This window comes from Nocardioides proteolyticus, assembly GCF_051280635.3.
Taxonomy (GTDB): domain Bacteria; phylum Actinomycetota; class Actinomycetes; order Propionibacteriales; family Nocardioidaceae; genus Nocardioides.
In genome coordinates this window covers 94355-114261 of record NZ_JBNBPO030000005.1, presented here as the reverse complement: position 1 = coordinate 114261, position 19907 = coordinate 94355, and the positions used below count along the sequence as shown (strand labels likewise).

The window sequence follows — 19907 nt, the reverse complement described above, 5'->3', positions numbered from 1 at the left end:
GACCGGTGACCTCTGCAGAGCAACGGACACAGAACGACGCACCCCCAGGGCACCAGGAGCCGGTCGAGGGCCTTCCGCCGGGATGGACCACCCGGCCCCCCGACCTCGGCGACCTCGACGCGCTGGTGGCCCTCCGCAGCGCGGACCGGCAGCCGTTCACCGGCTCCTCGGTCGACCGGGAGACGATCGAGTCCGAGCTCGTCGGGACGGCCTCCTGGACCCGCCGTCACCTCGTCGCCGTCGACCCCGACGGGGTCCCCCGGGCGTGGTGCGTGGTCCACGACCGTGCGGCCGGGCGCACCATGGTGTTCCTCTACCTCGACCGGACGGTGGCCGACCAGGACCTGGTCGCCGCCCGGATGTACGCCTGGGCCGAGGACCGGGCCTGGGACATCTGCCGGATGCGCAACATCAGCGGCACCCGGCTCGACGCCAGCCCGTTCGCCGACGACGAGGTGCAGCGTGGCTGGCTCGCCGCCGCCGGCTACGACATGCGTCGCAGCTGGCCGCAGATGGTCCGCCCGGTGCGGCCGGAGGAGGCGACCTCGCTCCCGCCGCCGCGGGAGGGCGTCACGGTGCGCCGGGTCGCGGCGCACGACAACGGCCTGCCGGTCGCCGCCGACCTGCACCTGGTCCACGAGATCCTCGAGTCCTCGTTCGAGGACCACTTCAACTCCTACCGCGAGAGCTTCCCCGAGTTCGTCCAGCGGCTGCGCGAGGACCCCGGCCACCGCTGGGACCACTGGTGGCTCGCGTTCGTCGAGGGCGAGGACCGTCCGCTCGCGGCCGGCACGGTGGTGAGCTCGGTGCTCTCGGCCAACGCCGACGGCAAGGAGGGCAGCTACATCGACTACATCGGAGTGCACCGGCACGCGCGAGGGCGTGGCGTGGCGAAGGCCCTCCTGCACACCGTGATCGCCGACGCGGCGGAGCGCGGCCGTGACCGGGTCGGCCTCGAGGTCGACGCCGACAGCCCCACCGGGGCCGACGAGCTGTACCGGTCGATGGGCTGGACCACCACCTATGTCATCGAGTCGTGGTTCAAGGAGCTCGGGGCCGACCAGTGACCTCGCCGCTGATCGACGTCCCCGAGCTCGCGGACTCCCTCCCGGGGGTCACGCTGCTGGACGTGCGGTACCGACAGGGCGGGCCGCCGGGCGCCGAGGAGTTCGCCGCGGGGCACATCCCCGGGGCGTCGTACGTCGACCTCGACACGGACCTCGCGGCACCGGCGGGCGAGCGGGGCCGGCACCCGCTGCCGGAGCCCGACGTCTTCGAGGCGGGCATGCGTTGCGCGGGCGTCCACCTCGACCGCCCGGTGGTCGTGTACGACGGCTGGGCCGGTCATGCCGCCGCCCGCTGCTGGTGGCTGCTGCGGTTCCACGGTCATCGCGACGTGCGGGTGCTCGACGGCGGCTGGGCGGCGTGGGTGGCGGCGGGCCTGGCGGTGGAGACCGGCCCGGCCCACCCCGGCGGTTCGGCGGAGCCGGGCACCTTCCGTGCGGACCCGGGGCACCTGCCGGTCGTCGACGCCGGGTCGGTGCTCGGCAGCACCGTGCTGATCGACGCCCGGGCCCCGGAGCGCTACCGCGGGGAGGTCGAGCCGATCGACCCGGTCGCGGGACACATCCCCGGCGCGGTCAACGTGCCCACCGCCCGCAACGTCGACATGCACGGGCGGTTCCGGCCGCCGGCCCGGCTCGCGCCGTACTACGAGGAGGTCGGGGCCGCGCCGGGGGTGGACGTCGCGGTCTACTGCGGCTCCGGCGTCACCGCCGCCCACGACGTGCTCGCCCTCGAGCTGCTCGGGGTCCGCGCCGCCCTCTACCCCGGCAGCTGGAGCGAGTGGGTCGCCGACCCGTCGCGCCCGGTCGAGGTGGGGGATGCGCCTACCAGTGGACGCCCCTGAAGAGCTGCGCCATCAGCATCTGCTCGGTCTCGCGGTGACTCGGCGCCGGCGCCTCGGCAGCGGCGGCCGCCGCACCCGAGGTCGGCTTCTGGCCCTTGGCGGCGGCGGAGTCGGGGAACACCTGGTAGGCCAGGTTCAGCACCCGGAAGGCGGCCTTCGGCGCGACCGTGTGGGCCAGCGCGCCCGCGGTGCCGAGGGTGGTGTTGATCTCGTGCGGCTTGTCGACCATCGCCCGGATCACCACGTCGGCCGCCTGGGCGGGGGAGATGGTGGGGAACTTGTCGTAGATCTTCGTCGGGGCGATCATCGGCGTCCGCACCAGCGGCATGTGCACGTTGGTGAAGGTGATCCCGTGGCCGACCACCTCCGAGGCGACCACGTTGCTCCACGCGTCCAGGGCCGCCTTCGAGGCGACGTAGGCCGAGAAGCGGGGCGGGTTGGTCTGCACCCCGATCGAGGAGATGTTGACGACGTGGCCCGACCGCTGCCGGTGGAGCTGCGGCATCAGGCCCATCACCAGCCGGATGGCGCCGAAGTAGTTGAGCTGCATCGTCCGCTCGAAGTCGTGGAAGCGGTCCTGCGAGAGCTTCAGCGAGCGGCGGATCGAGCGGCCGGCGTTGTTGACCACGAAGTCGACGCTCGGCAGGTCGGCCACCAGCTGCTCGCACAGGTCGTCGATGGCCTCGAGGTCGGACAGGTCGCAGGCGAAGACGTGAGCCTGCCCGCCGCGCATCTCGATCGTCGCGCGCGTCTCCTCCAGCTTCTCCTTGCCCCGCGCCACCAGCACCGGGATGCCGCCGGCCTGGGCGACCTTCAGCGCCGTCACCTTGCCGATGCCGGAGGACGCGCCGGTGATCACGACGTACTTCCCCGTCAGCGCGGCGCGGGCCTTGCTGTCGCGGGCCGTGGAGTCGTCGAGGTTCTCCTCCCAGTAGGACCAGAGCGCCCGGGCGTAGGTCTCCAGCGGCGGCACGGCGATGCCCGACCCGGTGAGCGCCTTCTCGGTGCGCCGGGAGTCGAAGACCGACGCGAACGAGGTGTGCGCGAGCACCTCGGCCGGGATGCCCAGCCGGCCGACGGTCTGGTCGAGCACCAGCTGGGCCGGCGCCGAGCGCACCACGGCGTTGACGATGCGGGAGGGACGCAGCGGCCCGGGGATCAGCCCCAGCGGCCCCGCGGTGGTGACGCCGCGGTCGACCGGCGTCGCGAACCGCGGCGCGCCCGCGGCGGCGCAGAACGCGTTGATCATGTCGACCACCGGCTGCGGCTCGGGGTTCACCAGGTGGAAGGCCTCGCCGTCACGGTCGGGGAGATGGGCGAGGTGGTCCATCGCCTTGGCGACGTAGTCGACCGGCACCAGGTTGGTGTCACCGAGGTCCACTCCCATCAGCGGCAGCCAGGAGGGCAGCGAGTCGCGCAGCCGCTTGATCAGCGGGAAGAAGTAGTAGGGCCCGTCGATCTTGTCCATCGCGCCCGTCTCGGAGTGCCCCACCACGATGGCGGGCCGGTAGACGCGCCACGGCACCGTGGCCTCGTCGCGGACGATCCGCTCCGACTCGTGCTTCGTCCGGTGGTACGGCGACGGGAGCGGCTGGCCCTCGTCGAACATCGACTCGTCGAACGGTCCGGCGTGGTCGCCGGCCGCGGCGACCGACGAGACCTGGTGGAAGCAGCCCACCCGGAGGCTCTCGGCCAAGGCCAGCGCATGGCGGGTGCCGCCGACGTTCAGCTCCTCGTTGGTCGCGTCGTCGGCGGTCATGTCGTAGATCGCGGCGAGGTGGAAGAAGTGGTCGACGGATCCGGCGTGCTCCTCGACCCACGCCGGGTCGACCCCGAGCCCGGGCGCCGCCAGGTCGCCGACGACGGGCTGCACGCGGGTGGAGCCCCACCCGCGGATCAGCGCCTCCATGCGCGGGAGCGACGACTCCCGCACCAGCACGAACACCGGACCCTCGCGGTGGTCGACGAGCTCGGCAACGAGGTGACGCCCGATGAAGCCTGTGGCGCCGGTCACGAAGTAGGCCATGGCCGCAGGCTACGCCCGAACCCGGGCTACTGGTCAGAGCCGCCGAACATGATCTCGTCCCAGCTCGGCACCGAGGCGCGACCGCGCTTCTTCTGCACGGGGCGACGGTGGCGCGCGGGCTCGTCGGCGTCGGCGCGCGCAGGGTCGGGGGTGGGCGGCTGGTCGGCGGTCGCGCGGATCGGCTCGTCGTACTCCAGCTCGGGCACGTCCAGGACCTCCGGGACGTCGGCGCCCACGAGGTCGAGGGCGTCGTCGCCCAGGGGCAGCTCGTCGGCCGGCACCGCGGCGAGCCGCCGCTCGCGCACCTGCTGGAGGTCGTCGCGGGCCGGCGCGGGGTCGGGCACGACGAGGTCGCCGACCAGCCAGCGGGCGTCGTCGTTGTCGGACAGCGCGTAGTTGCCGGGCGCGTCGTAGGTGAACCGCGCGGTGCCCGAGCGCTCACCCGTCTCGTAGGCGGCCGACAGCACCCACCGGCCCGTCTCGCGCCGGTAGGCGTCCCAGGTCACCTCGGCGGGGTCGGCGCCGACGCCGCGCAGCCGGGCGGCCACCGCGTCGCCGAGCGCGCGGCTCTGGGTGTGGGCGGGTGACGGGCTCGCGGCGTCGCCGGGCTGCCGGCGCAACGAGGCCTTCTGGGCGCGGGCGGCGACGTGCTCGCGCTCGGCCAGCACCGGCGCGACGTAGGGCATGATCGCGTCGACCGTGGTGCCCGCCGCGGCGGCGACCGCCTCGGCGGACTCGCCGGCACGGATGCGGGTCTGGATCTCGCGGGGACGGATGCTGCTGGTCATCTGGGTCTCCAATCGACGCGGAGCGTCGCCGCGCACGGCATTGCGGAGGTCGGGCGTGATGGCGAGGGTGAACTCGGTGCCCTGGTCGTCGACCAGGAGCAGGCGGCGGTCGCTCGTGAGACCGGCGAGGCTGAGCGCGGCCTGCTCCGCCTTGTCCGCCATCGTTTCCGTCCTCGGTCCTGCGTGGGTGCTGCTCCGGTGGCGCCGAGCCTACGCCGCGGAGCGCGCCGGATCGGGTTGCGCGCCCGGCGTGTGGCGACGTGTCGACATTTCTCCCGGTGCGGCCGAGCCGTCACGACCAGGTCGCCCGGCCGCGGACGTAGCGCCACGCGCCGTCCTGCCGCCGGAACCGGCTCACCTCGTGCAGGGTCGCGGGCCGCCCGTCGACGACGTGCTCGGCCCGGAACTCCACGACGCCACGCTGGTCGTCCGGGCCACCCGCCTCGGTGGCGAGAACCCGCAGCCCGGTCCACTGCACCCGGTCGTCGAGCTCCAGCGACTCCGGCCGCGTCGCCGGGTGCCAGGTCCGCAGCAGGTACGACGCGTCGCCCACCACGAACGCGGCGTACCGCGACCGCATCAGCTCCTCGGCGGTCACCGGCGCGGCGGCGTCGGCGTGGAAGGGGCGGCAGCAGGCGTCGTACCGCCGGCCGGTGCCGCAGGGGCAGTCGCGCTTCCTGGTCATGGCGCCGATTGTGGTGCCTTCGCCGGTCCGCCCACGTTCCGTATCCGGGCGCTGGGGCGGGGGTACCGACCCGGCATGAGCGACAACCTCCCGCGCAAGGCGATCGTCACCGGCAGCGACTCGGGCATCGGCAAGGCCACCGCCGAGCTCCTCGCGACCGAGGGGTTCGACGTCGGCCTCACCTGCCACCGCGACGTGGCGGGCCTGCGCGACACGGTCGCCGCGGTGGAGGAACGCGGGCAGCGGGCGTTCGTGGAGGCCTTCGACGCCTCGCGGCCCGACGCCGGGGACGTCGTCGACCGGCTTGCCGACCAGCTCGGCGGCCTCGGCGTGCTGGTCAACGTCGCCGGCACCGGCCACAGCGACCAGGCGCTCGACCTGTCGTTCGAGTCCTGGCGCGAGGTGCTCGCCACCGATCTCGACGGCCCGTTCCTGTGCGCCCAGCGCGCCGCGCGGATCATGGCCGCCGCCGGCCACGGCGGCCGGATCGTCAACATCACCAGCGTCCACGAGCACCTCCCGCGCTACGGGGCGGCCGCGTACTGCAGCGCGAAGGCGGGGCTCGGCATGCTGACGAAGGTGCTCGCCCTCGAGCTCGCCGAGCACGGCATCACCGTCAACGCCGTCGCACCCGGCGAGATCTCCACGCCGATGACCGGCCAGGACGAGGCCCAGGCCTTTCACGAGGAGCGGCCGGGCAACCCGACCGGCCGGCCCGGACACGTCAACGAGGTCGCCTCGGTCATCGGCTTCCTGGTCTCCCCGCGGGCGTCGTACGTCACCGGGTCGTCGTACGTCGTCGACGGTGGCCTCTCCCTGATGGCCGCCCACGGCCACGACGGCCTCACCGGTGGCTGGCGCAGCGGCGGCTGACCGCCCGGATCGGCTCAGGGGCCGAGGACGCGGGTGAGGTAGGGGTTGGTGAAGACGCGGTCGGGGTCGAGCCGGTCGCGGAGGGCGACGAAGTCGGGAAACCGGGGGTAGCGGGCGGCGAGGTCGTCCGCATCGAGGCTGTGCAGCTTGCCCCAGTGGGGACGGCCGTCGTGGTCGCGCACGATCGCCTCCATCAGGGCGAAGTAGGCGGTGTGGTCGGCCCGGCGGTGGGTGTGGAAGGCGAGGTAGAGGGAGTCGCGACCGCTCGCGGTCGACAGCGGCACGTCGTCCGCCGGCGCCACCCGGATCTCCACCGGGAACGAGACCCGGAGGCCCGACCGTTCCAGCGCGGCCCGGCACTCCCGCAGCGCCGAGAGCCCGGCCTCCCGGGGCACGGCGTACTCCATCTCCCGGAAGACCACGGCCCGCTCGGTGGTGAACACGCGGTGCGCGACGTCGGTGTAGGTGCGCGGTCCGAGCAGCCGCGACGCGACCCGGTTGGCCGCGGGGACCGCCGGCGGCGCCAGGTTGAGCGCCGCGGTCTGCGCGCCGAAGACCTTGTTGGAGAGCAGGTCGTCGTCCAGCCGCGCACGCCAGCGCGGCAGCGGGTCGGCGGCCGCGAGGTCGGTGCCCGCCCGCTGGTTGCGCTTGGTCAGGACCCGGTCGGAGTGCGGGAACCAGTACATGTCCACGTGGTCGTACGACGCCGCCAGCTCGTCGAAGGAGCCGAGGGCCGCGTCCCAGGCCATCGGGCGCTCCTCGGCGCGGAGCAGGAACAGCGGCTCCACGGCGAAGGTGACGGTGACCAGCACCCCCAGCGCGCCCAGCCCCACCCGGGCGAGCTCGAGCACGTCGGGGTTCTCCGTCGCCGAGGCACGGAGCACCTCGCCGGTGCCGGTCACCAGCTCCAGCGCCACGACCTGCGCCGCCAGCCCGGCCGTCCGGCCGCCGGTGCCGTGGGTGCCGGTGGAGATCGCCCCGGCGAGGGTCTGCTCGGCGATGTCGCCCATGTTGTGCAGGCTGAGCCCGAGCCCCTCGAGCGCGGCGTTGAACGCCTTCAGCTGGGTGCCGGCGAGGGCGGTCACGGTCATCGCCTCCCGGTCGACGGCGACGATGCCGCGCATCCGGTCGGGCAGCAGGTGCACGTGCCGGGGCTGCGCGATCGCGGTGAAGCTGTGGCCGGTGCCCGCCGCCTTGACCGTCTCGCCGGCCGCCCGGGCGGCGACGACCGCGTCCGCGACCTCCTCGGCGCCGGCAGGGGAGACCGGGCGCAGCCCGGAGGCGGACTCCAGGCCCGACCAGTTATGCCACGTGCTCCCCGGAGGTCCCGACCGACGGCTCATGGGACCGCACCGTAGTCGGCACCCGGGTCAGCAGGGCACCGACCAGGGTGATCAGCCCGCCGACCGCGCACACCACGTAGGCCGGCGACGCGCCGGCCTCGTCGATGACGACGCCGGCGACCGCGGCTCCGGGCGCGAGGCCGGCCGCCAGCCCGGTCTGGATGAACGCCATGCCCTCGGTCAGCCGCGCCGGCGGCAGCACCTGCTCGGCGAGCGACATCGCTGCGATCAGGGTCGGCGAGATGGCCAGTCCGCCGACGAGCAGCACCACGCCCATCACGGGCAGCGAGGGGACGAAGGGCAGCGGCAGCATGGCCAGCGCCATCCCGAGGGCGCCCCAGCGCAGCCGGACCGCGGGACCCCGCTTCCAGGTGATCGCGCCGGAGACGACGCCGGCGAGGAGGCTGCCGAGCGCCCAGATCGCCAGCAGGAACCCCGCGGCGGACTTGCGCCCCTGCTCCTCGGCGAATGCCACGGTGACGACCTCGGCGGCGCCGAACAGCACGCCGAGCGCCGCCGAGGCGAGGGTGAGCGGACCGATCGCCGCCCACGGCATCGGCTGCCGCTCACCGGGCGTGCGGACGGGCGGATGCGCCGGCGGCTCGGTGCCGCGCTGGGCGGCGAACGCGAACGTCCCGACGACGCCGGCGAGCAGGGCCGTGCCGAGCCCGGCGAGCGGGTGCACGGCGGTGGCGAGCATGGTCACCGCGATCGGACCGATGAGGAAGACCGCCTCGTCGGCGACCGCCTCGAACGAGAAGGCGGTGTGCAGCCGCTCCGGGTGGTCGATGAGCCGGTGCGCCCACCGCGCCCGCACGCAGGTGCCGACCGACGGGAGGGAGGCGCCGGTGACCGCGGCGAGGAGGTACGTCGACCAGGTCGGCCAGTCCCACGACAGCGACGCCATCGTCCCGGCGAGCCCGATGCCCCACACGCTGATCACGACGGGCAGCACCCGGCCCTGACCCAGCCGGTCGATGAGGCGGCCCTGCACGACGGCGAAGAGCGCGTTGGCGATCAGCGTGACGGCCGAGACGGAGCCGGCGAAGCCGTAGGAGCCGGACTCGTGCTCGGCGAGCAGCACGATGCCGAGACCCACCATCGAAATGGGCAACCGCGCCACCAGGCCCGTCGCGCTGAACAGGGCGGTCGGGCGGGAGAAGATGTGGCGGTAGGACGCGAGCATGGCGACTGGATCTTCCTCCCTACGATGGGCGAGTGCCGAATCAAGGGCAGCTGCCCACCACGGACCCGTACGACGCCCTCCTCCTCGTCTCGTTCGGGGGGCCCGAGAAGCCCGAGGACGTCGTGCCCTTCCTCGAGAACGTCACCCGCGGACGCGGCATCCCCCGCGAGCGGCTCGAGCAGGTCGGGGAGCACTACTTCCTGTTCGGCGGCCGCTCGCCGATCAACGACCAGAACCGCGCGCTGATCGCCGCGATCGAGGCCGACTTCGCCGCCAACGGCGTGGACCTGCCGGTCTACTGGGGCAACCGCAACTGGGACCCCTACCTGACCGACACCGTCGCCCGGATGGCTGCCGACGGGGTACGGCGAGCGGTGTGCCTCGCCACGTCGGCGTACTCCTCCTGGTCGAGCTGCCGGCAGTACCTCGGCAACCTGGAGGCCGCCGCCGAGGCGGTGCCCGACGGGCTGGTCGCCCCGCGGCTGGACAAGATCCGGCCCTACTACAACCATCCCGGCTTCGTGGCGTCGGTCGTCGACGGCGTCCTCGACGCGCTCGCCGACCTGCCCGAGGACCTCCGCCACCTCGCCCGGCTGGTCTTCGTCACCCACTCGATCCCCGACGCGATGAACGACGACAGCGGTCCCGACGGCGGGGCCTACCTCGCGCAGCACCGCGACGTCGCCGACGTGGTCGCCGCGCAGGTCGCCGAGAGCAGCGGGGTCGACCGCGCCCACGAGCTGGTCTTCTGCTCGCGGTCCGGCTCGCCGCAGACGCCCTGGCTGGAGCCCGACGTCAACGACCGGCTCGAGGAGCTGGCCGCCGAGGGGGCCGCGGCGGTCGTGCTCGTCCCGGTCGGGTTCGTCTCCGACCACATGGAGGTCGTCTACGACCTCGACACCGAGGCCCTCGCCACCGCCGAGCGGCTCGGCCTCCCGGCCGTGCGGTCGGCGAGCAGCGGCACCCATCCCCGGTTCGTCGCGGCGATCCGCGAGCTGGTCCTCGAGCGCGCCGCCACCGAGCGGGGGGAGACCGTCGACCGGCCCGCGCTGGGCTCGCTCGGACCGGTGCACGACTGCTGCCCCGCCGGCTGCTGCCTCGGCGGCCGGACCGTCGCCCGGTGACCGCTCCCACGCCGGCCGGGCTGGCCGGGCTGGCGAGGGCCGTCGCCACCGAGGCCGCGACCCTCGTGCGGCAGCACGCCGCCCGCGAGGTCAGCGTCGCGGCGACCAAGTCCAGCGAGGTCGACGTCGTCACCGCGGCCGACCGGGCCACCGAGGAGCTGGTGCGCGAGCGGATCCTCGCGGCGCGACCGCACGACGCCCTCCTCGGCGAGGAGGGCGACGACGTGGCCGGCAGCTCCGGCGTCCGCTGGATCGTCGACCCCATCGACGGCACCGTGAACTTCCTCTACGGCATCCCCGAGTACGCCGTCTCGGTCGCCGCCGAGGTCGACGGCGACGTGGTCGCGGGCGTGGTGGTCGACGTCGCCAAGGACGTCGTGTACGCCGGCCACCTCGACCCGGCGGCCGGCCCCGCCGGGGGAGTGGCGACCCGCGACGGCCGGCCGGTCGCCGTACGTCCTCCTGCGCCGCTGGCCCGGCGGCTGGTCGCCACCGGGTTCAACTACACCCGCGAGGTCCGCACCGTGCAGGCCGCAGCGGCCGCGCGGCTGCTGCCCGAGGTGCGCGACATCCGGCGCACCGGCTCCTGCGCCCTCGACCTGTGCCGGGTGGCGGAGGGCGCGCTCGACGGCTACGTCGAGGAGGGGGTCCACCTCTGGGACCACGCCGCCGGCGCGCTGATCGCCCGGCTCGCGGGCGCCCGGACCCTGGTCACCGTCGGCGCGGCCGGCACCGAGGCGATCGTCTGCGGTCCAGACCACGGGTTCGACGAGCTGCTCGAGGCCGTACGATTCGCTGGATTCCTGCGGGAATAGGGCGGCGTCACCTTCTGTTCTGGCGACTCGCGCATCCACCCGGGTGTCGCGCGACGACACCGATGGTGCACAATCTGCCGCGCCGTACCAGGCCATCCCGTGCCTGGGGCCGGCCAGCCGAGGGGAGAGAGCAGACGTCATGGCGACCGATTACGACGCACCGCGCAAGAACGAGGACGAGCAGTCCGAGGAGAGCATCGAAGAGCTCAAGGCGCGCCGCCACGACAAGAACTCCGGCAAGGTCGACGAGGACGAGGCGGAGGCCGCCGAGTCCTTCGAGCTCCCCGGCGCCGACCTCTCCCACGAGGAGCTCGCCGTCGAGGTGAAGCCCAAGCAGGAGGACGAGTTCACCTGCATGAGCTGCTTCCTGGTCCACCACCGCAGCCAGCTGGCCGACGAGAAGAAGATGATCTGCTTCGACTGTGCTTGATTCGCGCGAGCGCGTCTGCGGCACCGGGGGGAGGGCAGCAAGCTGCCCGGGAGGTGCCTCTCGCCGCGCTGCCGCGCGTGCTTGATTCGCGCGAGCGCGTCTTCGGCACCGGGTGGAGGGCAGCAAGCTGCCCGGGAGGTGCCTCTCGCCGCGCTGCCGCGCGTGCTTGATCCGCGCGAGCGCGTCTTCGGCACCGGGGGGAGGGCAGCAAGCTGCCCGGGAGGTGCCTCTCGCCGCGCTGCCGCGTGCTTGATCCGCGCGCGGCGTGCCGGTCCGTCCGTCAGGCGTTCTTCTTGCGCAGCGGCGGCGGCAGGTGACCCGTGGACCGCAGGTAGTAGCTGGCCGCGCGGCGCTGGGCCAGCATCTTGGCCAGGCCGATGAAGGTGCCGCTGACGGCGGCCCACGCCACCGCCTCCCACACGTCGACGTCGGGGTCGGCGGGGTTCTCGGGCGGCTCCTTGCCGGTGGCGACCTTCCAGCCGCCGTCGATGCCCTTCTTGGCGAGCGCGGCCGCGCCGAGCGCCGCCGCGAGGGAGAACACCGACCAGAACTTGGAGCTGTCCTTTGCCATGCCCCGAGCCTACTGGTCGATCAGGACCCGCTCCGGGCCGCGTCGAGGGCCCGGGCCAGTGCCTCGGGGTGCCGCGAGCTCACCAGCCAGTACGGCGTGGGGTCGGCCGGGTCGGCGATCTCGACCCTCACCGCACGCTTGAGGTAGGGCCGCAGGAGCAGGTAGGCCCGCGCGTCGGCCTCCGGGCCGGCGACCCGCCGCGTCTCCTCCGCGTCGAGCGCCGCCACGGCGCCGACGTACGACGCCTGGATCCGCGCGCGGCCGGCCCGGAACCAGCCGTCCGCGACGGCCACCCGGGCGTCGCCGTAGGCGAACAGGCACAGGGCCAGCAGCCCCATCGCGCCACCGGTGATCGCCCACGCGACCGGACCGGGCAGGGCGACGACCACGCTCAGCCACAGCGCGGCCACGGCCATGGTGCCCTGGGCCCACCACCGCAACGGCACCTTCAGCCGTTCGTGGTAGGCCTCGCCGGCGCCGTCGGTCACGCCGAGGATGATCCCATCCACCCGCCGCGGCGCAGTCGTTAGGGTCCTCCCCGTGCCCCACGCCGATGACCTCGCCCACGACGTGGAGATCGCGGTCTCCCTGCTGGACCCCGACCTCCCGCTGCCTGCCTACGCGCATCCCGGCGACGCGGGCGCCGACCTGGTGACGACGGTCGACGTCACCCTGGCGCCCGGTGAGCGCGCGCTGGTCCCGACCGGCATCGCGATCGCCCTGCCCGACGGCTACGTCGCGCTCGTCCACCCCCGCTCCGGCCTGGCGGCCCGGCACGGGCTGTCGATCGTCAACACGCCGGGCACCGTGGACGCGGGCTACCGTGGAGAGATCAAGGTGCTGCTGATCAACCACGACCCGGCCGAGCCGATCGTGCTGCGTCGAGGCGACCGGATCGCCCAGCTGGTGGTCCAGCGGTTCGAGCGCGCGAGGTTCGTGGCGGTGGACGCCCTTCCGGACAGCGTCCGTGGGAGCGGCGGCTACGGTTCCACAGGAGGGTTCGGTGCGTGAGGGAGAAGCGCTCGGACGCTCGACGCACGGACTGACGAGGAGGACACAGTGAGGTTGCGGCGCAAGGCGACGCAGGGCGCCGAGGCTGACCAGCCGACGACGACCGCCGACGAGCCGGGGGACGACGCCGGGACGGAGGCCGCGAGCGACCTCGAGGGTCCCTTCGACATCGACGAGCTGCCCGACGACGAGGTCCAGCGGGTCGACCTCGGTGCGCTGCTGGTCGCACCGACCGCCGACAAGGAGCTGCGGGTCCAGGTCGACGACAAGACCGGTGCGGTGCGCGCGGTGCTGCTCGCCACGGACGCCGGGGCGCTCGAGCTGCGCGCCTTCGCGGCCCCGCGCAACGGGGATCTCTGGAGCGAGATCCGACCGCAGATCGCGGCCGACGCATCCCGCCGGGGCGGCACCGCCACCGAGCGCGAGGGCCGGTTCGGCACCGAGCTGGTCTGCGAGGTCCGGATGACCCGGGCCGACGGCGCGGTCGGCACCCAGACCTCCCGCGTGATCGGCATCAACGGTCCCCGCTGGCTGCTCCGGGCGACGCTGCTCGGCGAGCCCGCGCGCGAGCCGGAGGCCGCGGAGGAGTGGGAGGCGGCGATCGCCAACGTCGCGGTCCGCCGCGGCGCGCACGCCATGCCCGTGGGGGAGCAGCTGCCCCTGGAGCTGCCCGAGGGTGCCCGGCCGAAGGCCGTTCCCGCGACCTGAGGACGAGGCCGATGACCACCACCAGCCGCCTGCGGCGGACCATCAGCAGGTGGGCGAACCCTGACGACCAGGAGGCCCGCGACCTGCGCCGTACCTTCACCACGGCGGGGGTGGTCTCCGTGGCGGAGGCACCCGAGCGGGAGCCGGTTCGGCTCCGCGGCAGCCTGCGCACGGTGACCCTCCGCCCGCGCGGCGGCGTACCGGCCCTCGAGGCGGAGCTGTACGACGGCACGGGCACCGTGACGATCGTGTGGCTCGGGCGCCGGCGGATCGCCGGCATCGACCCGGGCCGGGCGATGGAGGTCGCCGGGCGGATCGGGCGGATGCCCGACGGCGCGCGGATCCTCTACAACCCGAAGTACGAGCTGCTGTGAGCACCGGCGACCCGCAGGAGCGGGACGAGCGGGAGGAGCCCGGCACGCCGGTGCCCGCGCACGTCGGCATCGACACCGTCGAGGCGCTGGTCCGGCGCCAGCTGTCGGACTCGCTCGGGGGACGCCGCGGCATCCTCGAGGCGGCGATCCCCGGCATCGTCTTCACGGTGGTCTGGCTGACCACCAAGGAGCTCCAGTGGGCGCTGGTCTCCAGCCTCGCGTTCGCCGGCCTGGCGCTGCTCGCCCGGTTGGTGCAGCGCAGCAGCACCCAGTACGTGCTCAACGCCATCTTCGGGATCGCCCTGGGCTGGGTCTTCGTCCGGTGGGCGGAGAGCTCGGGCGGCTCGGAGACCGACCAGGCGCTGGCGTTCTTCCTGCCCGGCATCCTGATCAGCCTCGGCTACACGATCGTGCTGGGCGCGTCCTGCCTGGCGGGCTGGCCGCTGCTCGGGTTCATGCTGGGCAGCGTGACGGGCGACGCGACCGCGTGGCACCGGGACAAGCAGGTGGTCCGGCTGTGCACCCGGCTGACCTGGGTGATGCTGCTGCCCGGCGCGATCGGCGTGCTGCTGCAGGGGCCGGTGTGGCTGCTCGGCTACAGCGACGCGATCGACCCCGACCACGCGGTGGTGCTCATCCTGGTCCTGCGCAGCGGTCTCGGCTGGGCGCTGCGGATCGCCTCGTGGTCGGCGATGGTGTGGCTGCTCGCGCGCAACGCCACGCCGCTGGAGCGGGTGGAGCCGGCGACGCCCGCCGCGGACCAGTCGCCCGGCTGAGGCCGGTCGGGACGGGCTGGAGGCGGTCCGGTCAGTCCTTCGCCGGGTGCGCCGCGGGTGCCAGGAGCCGCTCGAGCCCATCCTCGGCCTCGGCGGGGACGACGAAGAGCAGCTCGTCGCCGGCCTCGACCGGCTGCTCCGGTGCGGGCACGTAGACCTGGCCGTCGCGCAGGATCGTCACCAGGGCGCAGTTCTCCGGCAGCGGGATCAGGCCCGACGCCTTGCCGACGTAGGGGGAGTCGAGCGGCAGGGTCATCTCCACCAGGTTGGCGTTGCCCTGGCGGAAGGTGAACAACCGCACCAGGTCGCCGACGGTCACCGCCTCCTCGACGAGGGCCGACATGATCCGCGGGGTCGACACGTTGACGTCCACCCCCCAGGCCTCGGTGAACAGCCACTCGTTGTTGGGGTGGTTGACCCGGCCGACCGTGCGCGGGACGCCGAACTCGGTCTTGGCGAGCAGCGCGGTCACCAGGTTGGCCTTGTCGTCCCCCGTCGCGGCGATCACGACGTCGCACTTGTCGAGGCGGGCCTCCTCGAGCGAGGACAGCTCGCAGGAGTCGGCCAGCAGCCACTCCGCCTCGGGCACCCGCTCCGGCCGGATGGCGCTGGCGGACTTGTCGATCAGCAGCACCTCGTGACCGTTCTCGATCAGCTCGCGCGCGATCGAGCGACCGACGGCGCCGGCACCGGCGATGGCGACCCTCATCTCACCCTCCCTCCTCAGGCCTCGTGATCCGGGCCGCGACCGAACACCTCGTAGGTCAGCTCGGCCGTGTCCTCGCGGACCACCAGGTGCAGCATGTCGCCCTCCTGGATGACGCTGTCGCGGTTCGGCAGCACGCCCTCGCCGAGCCGGTCGATCCACGCCACCCGGCAGCGCGCCTGCTCCTGGAGCCGCTCCACGCTCGAGCCGACCCACGCCTCGGTGACCGGCAGGTGGTCGACCCGGATGGTGCCCGACGGGTCGCGGAAGTCCGGCTCGGCGCCGGCGGGCAGGATCCGGCGCAGCACCTGGTCGGCGGTCCAGCGGACGGTGGCGACCGTGGTGATGCCCAGCCGCTGGTAGACCTCGGCCCGGCCCGGGTCGTAGATGCGGGCGACGACCTGCTGGATGCCGAACGTCTCGCGTGCGACGCGCGCGGCGATGATGTTGGAGTTGTCGCCGCTGGAGACCGCGGCGAACGCGTCGGCACGCCGGATCCCGGCCTTCTCCAGCACCTCCTGGTCGAAGCCGATCCCGGGCACCTTGTCGCCGTTGAAGCCGGGGCCGAGGCGCCGGAACGCGTCGGGCTCGCTGTCGATGACCGAGACGGTGTGGTTGCGGTCCTCCAGACTGCGCGCCAGGGTCGAGCCCACGCGGCCGCATCCCATGATCACGACGTGCACGGGTTCACCGTAGCGTGCCCCAGGCGTGCACTAGCCTTGCCGCTCGTGGGAGTGGGCGACGTCTCGAAGCGCATCCTGCTGGGCCGCAAGCTTCGAAGCGCGCAGCTCGGCGAGACGCTGCTTCCCAAGCGGATCGCCTTCCCCGTCTTCGCCAGCGACGCCCTCTCCTCGGTCGCCTACGCGCCCGACGAGATCTTCATCATCCTCGCCCTCGCGGGCGTCGCCCTCTACTCGCTGTCGATCTGGGTCGCGCTCGCCGTCGCGCTGGTGATGCTGATCGTGGTGGCGTCGTACCGGCAGAACGTCCACGCCTATCCCTCCGGGGGCGGTGACTACGAGATCGCGACCGTCAACCTCGGCCCGAAGGCCGGCGTGACGGTCGGCAGCGCGCTGATCGTCGACTACGTCCTGGTCGTCGCGGTGTCGCTGTCGTCGGCCGCCCAGTACGCCGCCTCGGCGGTGGACTTCGTCGCCGACCACCGGGTCCTGGTCGCGGTCGGCCTAGTGGTGCTGCTGGCGCTGATGAACCTCCGCGGCGTGCGGGAGTCGGGGACGTCCTTCGCCGTGCCGGCCTACGCCTTCCTGATCGCGCTCGGCGGGATGTGCCTGTGGGGCGCGGCCCGCTACCTGGGCGGCGACCTTCCCGACGCGGAGAGCGCGCAGCTCGAGATCCTCCCCGCCGAGAGCTACGAGGGCACGCTCACCACGATCGCCCTGGTCTTCCTCGTCGCGCGCGCCTTCTCCTCCGGCTGCGCCGCCCTCACCGGCGTCGAGGCCATCTCCAACGGGGTGCCGGCGTTCCAGCGGCCGAAGAGCCGCAACGCGGCGACCACCCTGCTGCTGCTGGGCATGATCGCCATCACGCTGATGCTGAGCGTCGTCTCGCTGGCCAACGCGATGGACGTCAAGTACGTCGACCCCCACGACCTCGACCGTCTCGTCGGCCCCGACGGGACGCCGGTGGGGGCCGACTACCACCAGGACACGCTCATCGCCCAGATCGCCGACGGGGTCTTCGACAACTTCCCGGTCGGCTTCTACCTCGTGGTGGTCGCCACGGGCGTGATCCTGGTGCTGGCCTCCAACACCGCCTTCAACGGGTTCCCGGTGCTGGGCTCGATCCTGGCCCGCGACGGCTTCCTCCCGCGCCAGCTCGCGGCGCGCGGCGACCGGCTCGCCTACAGCAACGGCATCATGATCCTCACCGGGATGTCGGTGGCGCTGATCGTCGCCTTCGAGGCGGAGGTCACCAAGCTCATCCAGCTCTACATCGTCGGCGTGTTCGTGTCGTTCACGCTCAGCCAGCTCGGCATGGTGAAGCACTGGACCCGCCACCTGGCGTCCGAGCCGGACGCCCGCGAGCGGCGGCGGATGATGCGCGCCCGGCTGATCAACGGCACCGGCTTCGTGATGACCGCGGTCGTCCTCGTCGTGGTGCTGGTGACCAAGTTCCTCAGCGGCGCCTGGCTGACGCTGCTCGCCATGGGCTCCTTCATCGTGATCATGGTGGCGATCAAGCGCCACTACGACAACGTCGCGCTCGAGCTGGCCGCCGACGAGACCGACAAGGCGCTGCCGACGCGGGTGCACGCCGTGGTCCTGGTGTCCAAGCTGCACAAGCCGACGCTGCGGGCGCTGGCGTTCGCCAAGGCGACGAGGCCCAACGCGCTCGAGGGCGTCTACGTGTCGGTGGACGCCAAGGACACCGCCCGGCTGCTGGAGGAGTGGGACGAGCGCAACACGGGTGTGCCGCTCAAGGTGCTGCACTCGCCCTACCGCGAGATCGTCAAGCCGATCGTCGACTACGCCTCGGCCATCCGCCGGGCCAACCCGCGCGGGGTGGTCGCGGTCTACATCCCGGAGTACGTCGTCGGCCGCTGGTGGGAGCAGCTGCTGCACAACCAGACCGCCCTGCGGCTCAAGGGCCGGCTGCTGTTCACCCCCGGCGTCATGGTGATCTCGGTGCCCTACCAGCTGCGGTCCTCGCAGATCGCCCGCGAGCGCGAGGAGCGCGACGACGCCCGGGTGCGCCCCGGCGACCTCCGTGGCGGCCGGGTCGACGAGGGGCGAGAGCGGCAGATCCCCCGGTGAGCCGGCCCCAGCGTCCCCGCAGGGGCCGCGCCCGCCGCGTTCCGAAGCCGCGCGGCGCCTCCGCCGTCGGGCGCCGGTTCGAGGTCGACGTCGGCCCCGTCGCCCACGGCGGCCACTGCGTCGCGCGGGTCGGGGCGCCCACGGAGGAGGACCCGGCGCGCGAGCGGGTCGTCTTCGTGCGCCACGCGATCCCGGGCGAGCGGGTCGTCGTGGAGGTCACCGAGGGCACGGAGGGCGACCGCTTCTGGCGCGGCGACGCGGTCCACGTGCTCCGGCCCTCGCCGGACCGGGTCGCGCCGCCCTGCCCCTTCTCGGGCCCCGACGCGTGCGGCGGCTGCGACTTCCAGCACGTCGAGCTGGGCGCCCAGCGCCGGCTGAAGGCTGCCGTGATCGAGGAGCAGCTGCGCCGGCTCGCGGGCCTCGACGTCGCCGTGACCGTGGAGGCGGTGCCCAACCCGGCGCTCGACCCGGCGCTCGCCGACCGGGGTCTGGGCTGGCGGACCCGGCAGCGCTACGCCGTGCTCCCCGACGGCGGCCGGGCGATGCGCAAGCACCGCTCCCACGACCTGGTCCCGGTCGACGAGTGCCTCATCGAGGCGCCGGTCGGGCCGTCGTACGACGTCAGGGGGCGCTCCTTCGAGGTCGCCGACGGCGGCTTCTGGCAGGTCCACCCCGGCGCCCCGGAGACCCTGGTGGACGCGGTCCTCGAGGCTCTGGAGCCACGGCCGGGCGAGTCGGCGCTCGACCTGTACGCCGGCGTCGGGCTGTTCAGCCGGTTCCTGCTCGAGGCGGTGGGCCCGGACGGGCGGGTCGCCGCCGTGGAGGGCGACGCCGCGGCGTCCGAGCTCTCGCTGCGCAACTGCCCCGGCCTGCACGCGACGTCGGGCGACGTGGCCGGTGTCCTGGCGGCTGGGCGCGACGGTGGGCTCGGCCCGGAGTGGGACTCGGTCGACCTGGTCGTGCTCGACCCGCCCCGCACGGGCGCGAAGCGGGCCGCCGTCGAGCAGGTCGTCGCCCGGTCACCCCGAGCGGTCGGCTACGTCGCCTGCGACCCGGCCGCGCTCGCCCGCGACGTGGGGATCTTCGCCGAGCACGGCTACCGGCTGGCCGGACTACGGGCCTTCGACCTGTTCCCGATGACGCACCACGTGGAGTGCGTCGCGCTGCTGGTGCCGGACGCCGGTCAGCGAACGACCTCGTAGACCAGCTTCTGCACGCCGTTGGCGTAGGCCTGGCTCTCGACGAGGGCGAGCTTCTGCCGGTCCTTGTCGGTGTCGCTCCACATCCGCTTGCCGGCGCCGAGCACGGTCGGGAAGACCAGCAGGTGGTAGCGGTCGACGAGGCCCGCGTCCGCGAGGCTGCGGGCCAGGCTCGCCGACCCGTGCACGGAGATCGGTCCGCCCTCGGTCGACTCCTTCACCGCGGCGACGTCGTCGAGCGAGCGGAGGATGGTGGTCTCGCCCCAGTTGTCGACCAGGTCGTCCTCGGTCAGGGTCGTCGAGACGACGTACTTGGGCATCGCGTTGTAGAGGGGGAACTCCTCGGTCATCGTCGGCCAGACCGGCGCGAACGCCTCGTAGCTGGCGCGCCCGAGCATCAGTGCGCCCGCCTCCTGCTGCTCGCGGCCCTTCAGCTCGTAGACCTCCTCGAGGAAGTCGATGTCCTGGAAGGTCCACCCGCTGTTGCGGTAGCCCGGCTCGGGCCCGGGACCCTCCACGACGCCGTCGAGGGAGACGAAGGCGGTGTAGATCAGGGTGCGCATGGTGACCTCCTGGGTCGTTCGGTGGAGCGGTTGTCATCCTCTCCAC

Annotated in this window: 22 protein-coding genes; 12 read left to right on the top strand and 10 right to left on the bottom strand. The window is 73.5% G+C overall.

What is annotated here, in order from left to right; all coding sequences use genetic code 11:
* Positions 1–5 precede the first annotated feature (5 nt).
* Both ACPOLA_RS04715 and ACPOLA_RS04710 read left to right on the top strand, forming a co-directional pair.
* Positions 6–1067 (top strand): GNAT family N-acetyltransferase, encoded by a 1062-nt coding sequence (locus ACPOLA_RS04715; protein ID WP_435769239.1) that lies wholly within the window; start codon positions 6–8, stop codon positions 1065–1067.
* The gene (locus tag ACPOLA_RS04710) at positions 1064–1909 is read left to right on the top strand and encodes a sulfurtransferase (protein WP_435769238.1); all 846 of its coding nucleotides are present in this window, start codon (positions 1064–1066) and stop codon (positions 1907–1909) included. Before ACPOLA_RS04715 ends, ACPOLA_RS04710 begins: the two co-directional genes overlap by 4 nt.
* Here ACPOLA_RS04710 and ACPOLA_RS04705 read toward each other — a convergent pair.
* From ACPOLA_RS04705 to ACPOLA_RS04695, 3 genes are all read right to left on the bottom strand, one after another.
* Positions 1890–3935, bottom strand: coding sequence for an SDR family oxidoreductase (locus ACPOLA_RS04705; protein WP_435769237.1), 2046 nt, complete (start codon positions 3933–3935; stop codon positions 1890–1892). The two genes, ACPOLA_RS04710 and ACPOLA_RS04705, sit on opposite strands and share 20 nt — an antisense overlap.
* A 26-nt stretch (positions 3936–3961) precedes the next feature.
* A complete protein-coding gene (gene sepH / locus ACPOLA_RS04700) occupies positions 3962–4885 on the bottom strand; it encodes a septation protein SepH (protein WP_435769236.1) in 924 nt (307 codons plus the stop codon).
* A gap of 130 nt (positions 4886–5015) precedes the next feature.
* A complete protein-coding gene (locus ACPOLA_RS04695; RefSeq protein WP_435769235.1) occupies positions 5016–5408 on the bottom strand; it encodes a YchJ family protein in 393 nt (130 codons plus the stop codon).
* Between the two features lie 75 nt (positions 5409–5483).
* Between ACPOLA_RS04695 and ACPOLA_RS04690 the strand changes: the two genes are divergently transcribed.
* Positions 5484–6281, top strand: coding sequence for an SDR family oxidoreductase (locus ACPOLA_RS04690; RefSeq protein ID WP_435769234.1), 798 nt, complete (start codon positions 5484–5486; stop codon positions 6279–6281).
* A gap of 14 nt (positions 6282–6295) precedes the next feature.
* Here ACPOLA_RS04690 and ACPOLA_RS04685 read toward each other — a convergent pair whose 3' ends face one another.
* Positions 6296–7624 (bottom strand): D-arabinono-1,4-lactone oxidase, encoded by a 1329-nt coding sequence (locus ACPOLA_RS04685; protein ID WP_435769233.1) that lies wholly within the window; start codon positions 7622–7624, stop codon positions 6296–6298.
* Positions 7584–8810: an MFS transporter gene (locus ACPOLA_RS04680; RefSeq protein WP_435769232.1), complete on the bottom strand. Its 1227-nt coding sequence runs from the start codon at positions 8808–8810 to the stop codon at positions 7584–7586. Before ACPOLA_RS04680 ends, ACPOLA_RS04685 begins: the two co-directional genes overlap by 41 nt.
* Positions 8811–8842: 32 nt before the next feature.
* Here ACPOLA_RS04680 and ACPOLA_RS04675 point away from each other — a divergent pair, with 32 nt between their 5' ends.
* The 3 genes from ACPOLA_RS04675 to ACPOLA_RS04665 all read left to right on the top strand — a co-directional run bounded on the left by ACPOLA_RS04675 (position 8843) and on the right by ACPOLA_RS04665 (position 11179).
* Entirely contained in the window at positions 8843–9934 is a 1092-nt protein-coding gene (locus ACPOLA_RS04675) for a ferrochelatase (RefSeq protein ID WP_435769231.1), read from the top strand.
* Positions 9931–10749 (top strand): inositol monophosphatase family protein, encoded by an 819-nt coding sequence (locus ACPOLA_RS04670; protein ID WP_435769230.1) that lies wholly within the window; start codon positions 9931–9933, stop codon positions 10747–10749. The genes ACPOLA_RS04675 and ACPOLA_RS04670 overlap by 4 nt, the downstream gene beginning before the upstream one ends.
* Before the next feature lie 139 nt (positions 10750–10888).
* Positions 10889–11179 carry a DUF4193 domain-containing protein gene (locus ACPOLA_RS04665; RefSeq protein ID WP_240249118.1) on the top strand — a complete coding sequence of 97 codons (291 nt, stop codon included), beginning with the start codon at positions 10889–10891 and terminating at the stop codon, positions 11177–11179.
* 280 nt (positions 11180–11459) lie between these two features.
* Here the strand turns inward: ACPOLA_RS04665 and ACPOLA_RS04660 are convergent, their stop codons facing one another.
* Together ACPOLA_RS04660 and ACPOLA_RS04655 are read right to left on the bottom strand one after the other, a co-directional pair.
* Entirely contained in the window at positions 11460–11750 is a 291-nt protein-coding gene (locus tag ACPOLA_RS04660; RefSeq protein WP_435769229.1) for a DUF4235 domain-containing protein, read from the bottom strand.
* A gap of 20 nt (positions 11751–11770) precedes the next feature.
* On the bottom strand, positions 11771–12238 hold the full coding sequence (locus tag ACPOLA_RS04655) for a DUF3093 domain-containing protein (RefSeq protein WP_435769228.1): 468 nt from the start codon (positions 12236–12238) through the stop codon (positions 11771–11773).
* Positions 12239–12290: 52 nt separating this feature from the next.
* Between ACPOLA_RS04655 and dut the strand changes: the two genes are divergently transcribed.
* From dut to ACPOLA_RS04635, 4 genes are read left to right on the top strand one after another with little or no spacing between them, the layout of a single operon-like run.
* Positions 12291–12761 carry a dUTP diphosphatase gene (gene dut, locus ACPOLA_RS04650; protein WP_435769227.1) on the top strand — a complete coding sequence of 157 codons (471 nt, stop codon included), beginning with the start codon at positions 12291–12293 and terminating at the stop codon, positions 12759–12761.
* Positions 12762–12809: 48 nt separating this feature from the next.
* On the top strand, positions 12810–13469 hold the full coding sequence (locus tag ACPOLA_RS04645) for a DUF3710 domain-containing protein (protein WP_435769226.1): 660 nt from the start codon (positions 12810–12812) through the stop codon (positions 13467–13469).
* 11 nt (positions 13470–13480) lie between these two features.
* Positions 13481–13843 carry an OB-fold nucleic acid binding domain-containing protein gene (locus tag ACPOLA_RS04640; RefSeq protein WP_435769225.1) on the top strand — a complete coding sequence of 121 codons (363 nt, stop codon included), beginning with the start codon at positions 13481–13483 and terminating at the stop codon, positions 13841–13843.
* Positions 13840–14619, top strand: coding sequence for a DUF3159 domain-containing protein (locus ACPOLA_RS04635; RefSeq protein WP_435769224.1), 780 nt, complete (start codon positions 13840–13842; stop codon positions 14617–14619). Before ACPOLA_RS04640 ends, ACPOLA_RS04635 begins: the two co-directional genes overlap by 4 nt.
* A gap of 31 nt (positions 14620–14650) precedes the next feature.
* Here the strand turns inward: ACPOLA_RS04635 and ACPOLA_RS04630 are convergent, their stop codons facing one another.
* A complete protein-coding gene (locus ACPOLA_RS04630; protein ID WP_435769223.1) occupies positions 14651–15328 on the bottom strand; it encodes a potassium channel family protein in 678 nt (225 codons plus the stop codon).
* 14 nt (positions 15329–15342) lie between these two features.
* Positions 15343–16008, bottom strand: coding sequence for a potassium channel family protein (locus tag ACPOLA_RS04625; RefSeq protein WP_435769222.1), 666 nt, complete (start codon positions 16006–16008; stop codon positions 15343–15345).
* A 45-nt stretch (positions 16009–16053) separates the two neighbouring features.
* Here ACPOLA_RS04625 and ACPOLA_RS04620 point away from each other — a divergent pair, with 45 nt between their 5' ends.
* Together ACPOLA_RS04620 and ACPOLA_RS04615 are read left to right on the top strand one after the other, a co-directional pair.
* Positions 16054–18099, top strand: a complete 2046-nt coding sequence (locus ACPOLA_RS04620) for an APC family permease (protein WP_435769221.1) — start codon at positions 16054–16056, stop codon at positions 18097–18099.
* Positions 18096–19301, top strand: a complete 1206-nt coding sequence (locus ACPOLA_RS04615; RefSeq protein WP_435769220.1) for a class I SAM-dependent RNA methyltransferase — start codon at positions 18096–18098, stop codon at positions 19299–19301. Before ACPOLA_RS04620 ends, ACPOLA_RS04615 begins: the two co-directional genes overlap by 4 nt.
* On the opposite strand, the gene ACPOLA_RS04610 is transcribed toward ACPOLA_RS04615, so the two are convergent.
* On the bottom strand, positions 19283–19861 hold the full coding sequence (locus ACPOLA_RS04610) for a dihydrofolate reductase family protein (RefSeq protein ID WP_435769219.1): 579 nt from the start codon (positions 19859–19861) through the stop codon (positions 19283–19285). The genes ACPOLA_RS04615 and ACPOLA_RS04610 overlap by 19 nt on opposite strands.
* Between the last annotated feature and the right edge of the window lie 46 nt (positions 19862–19907).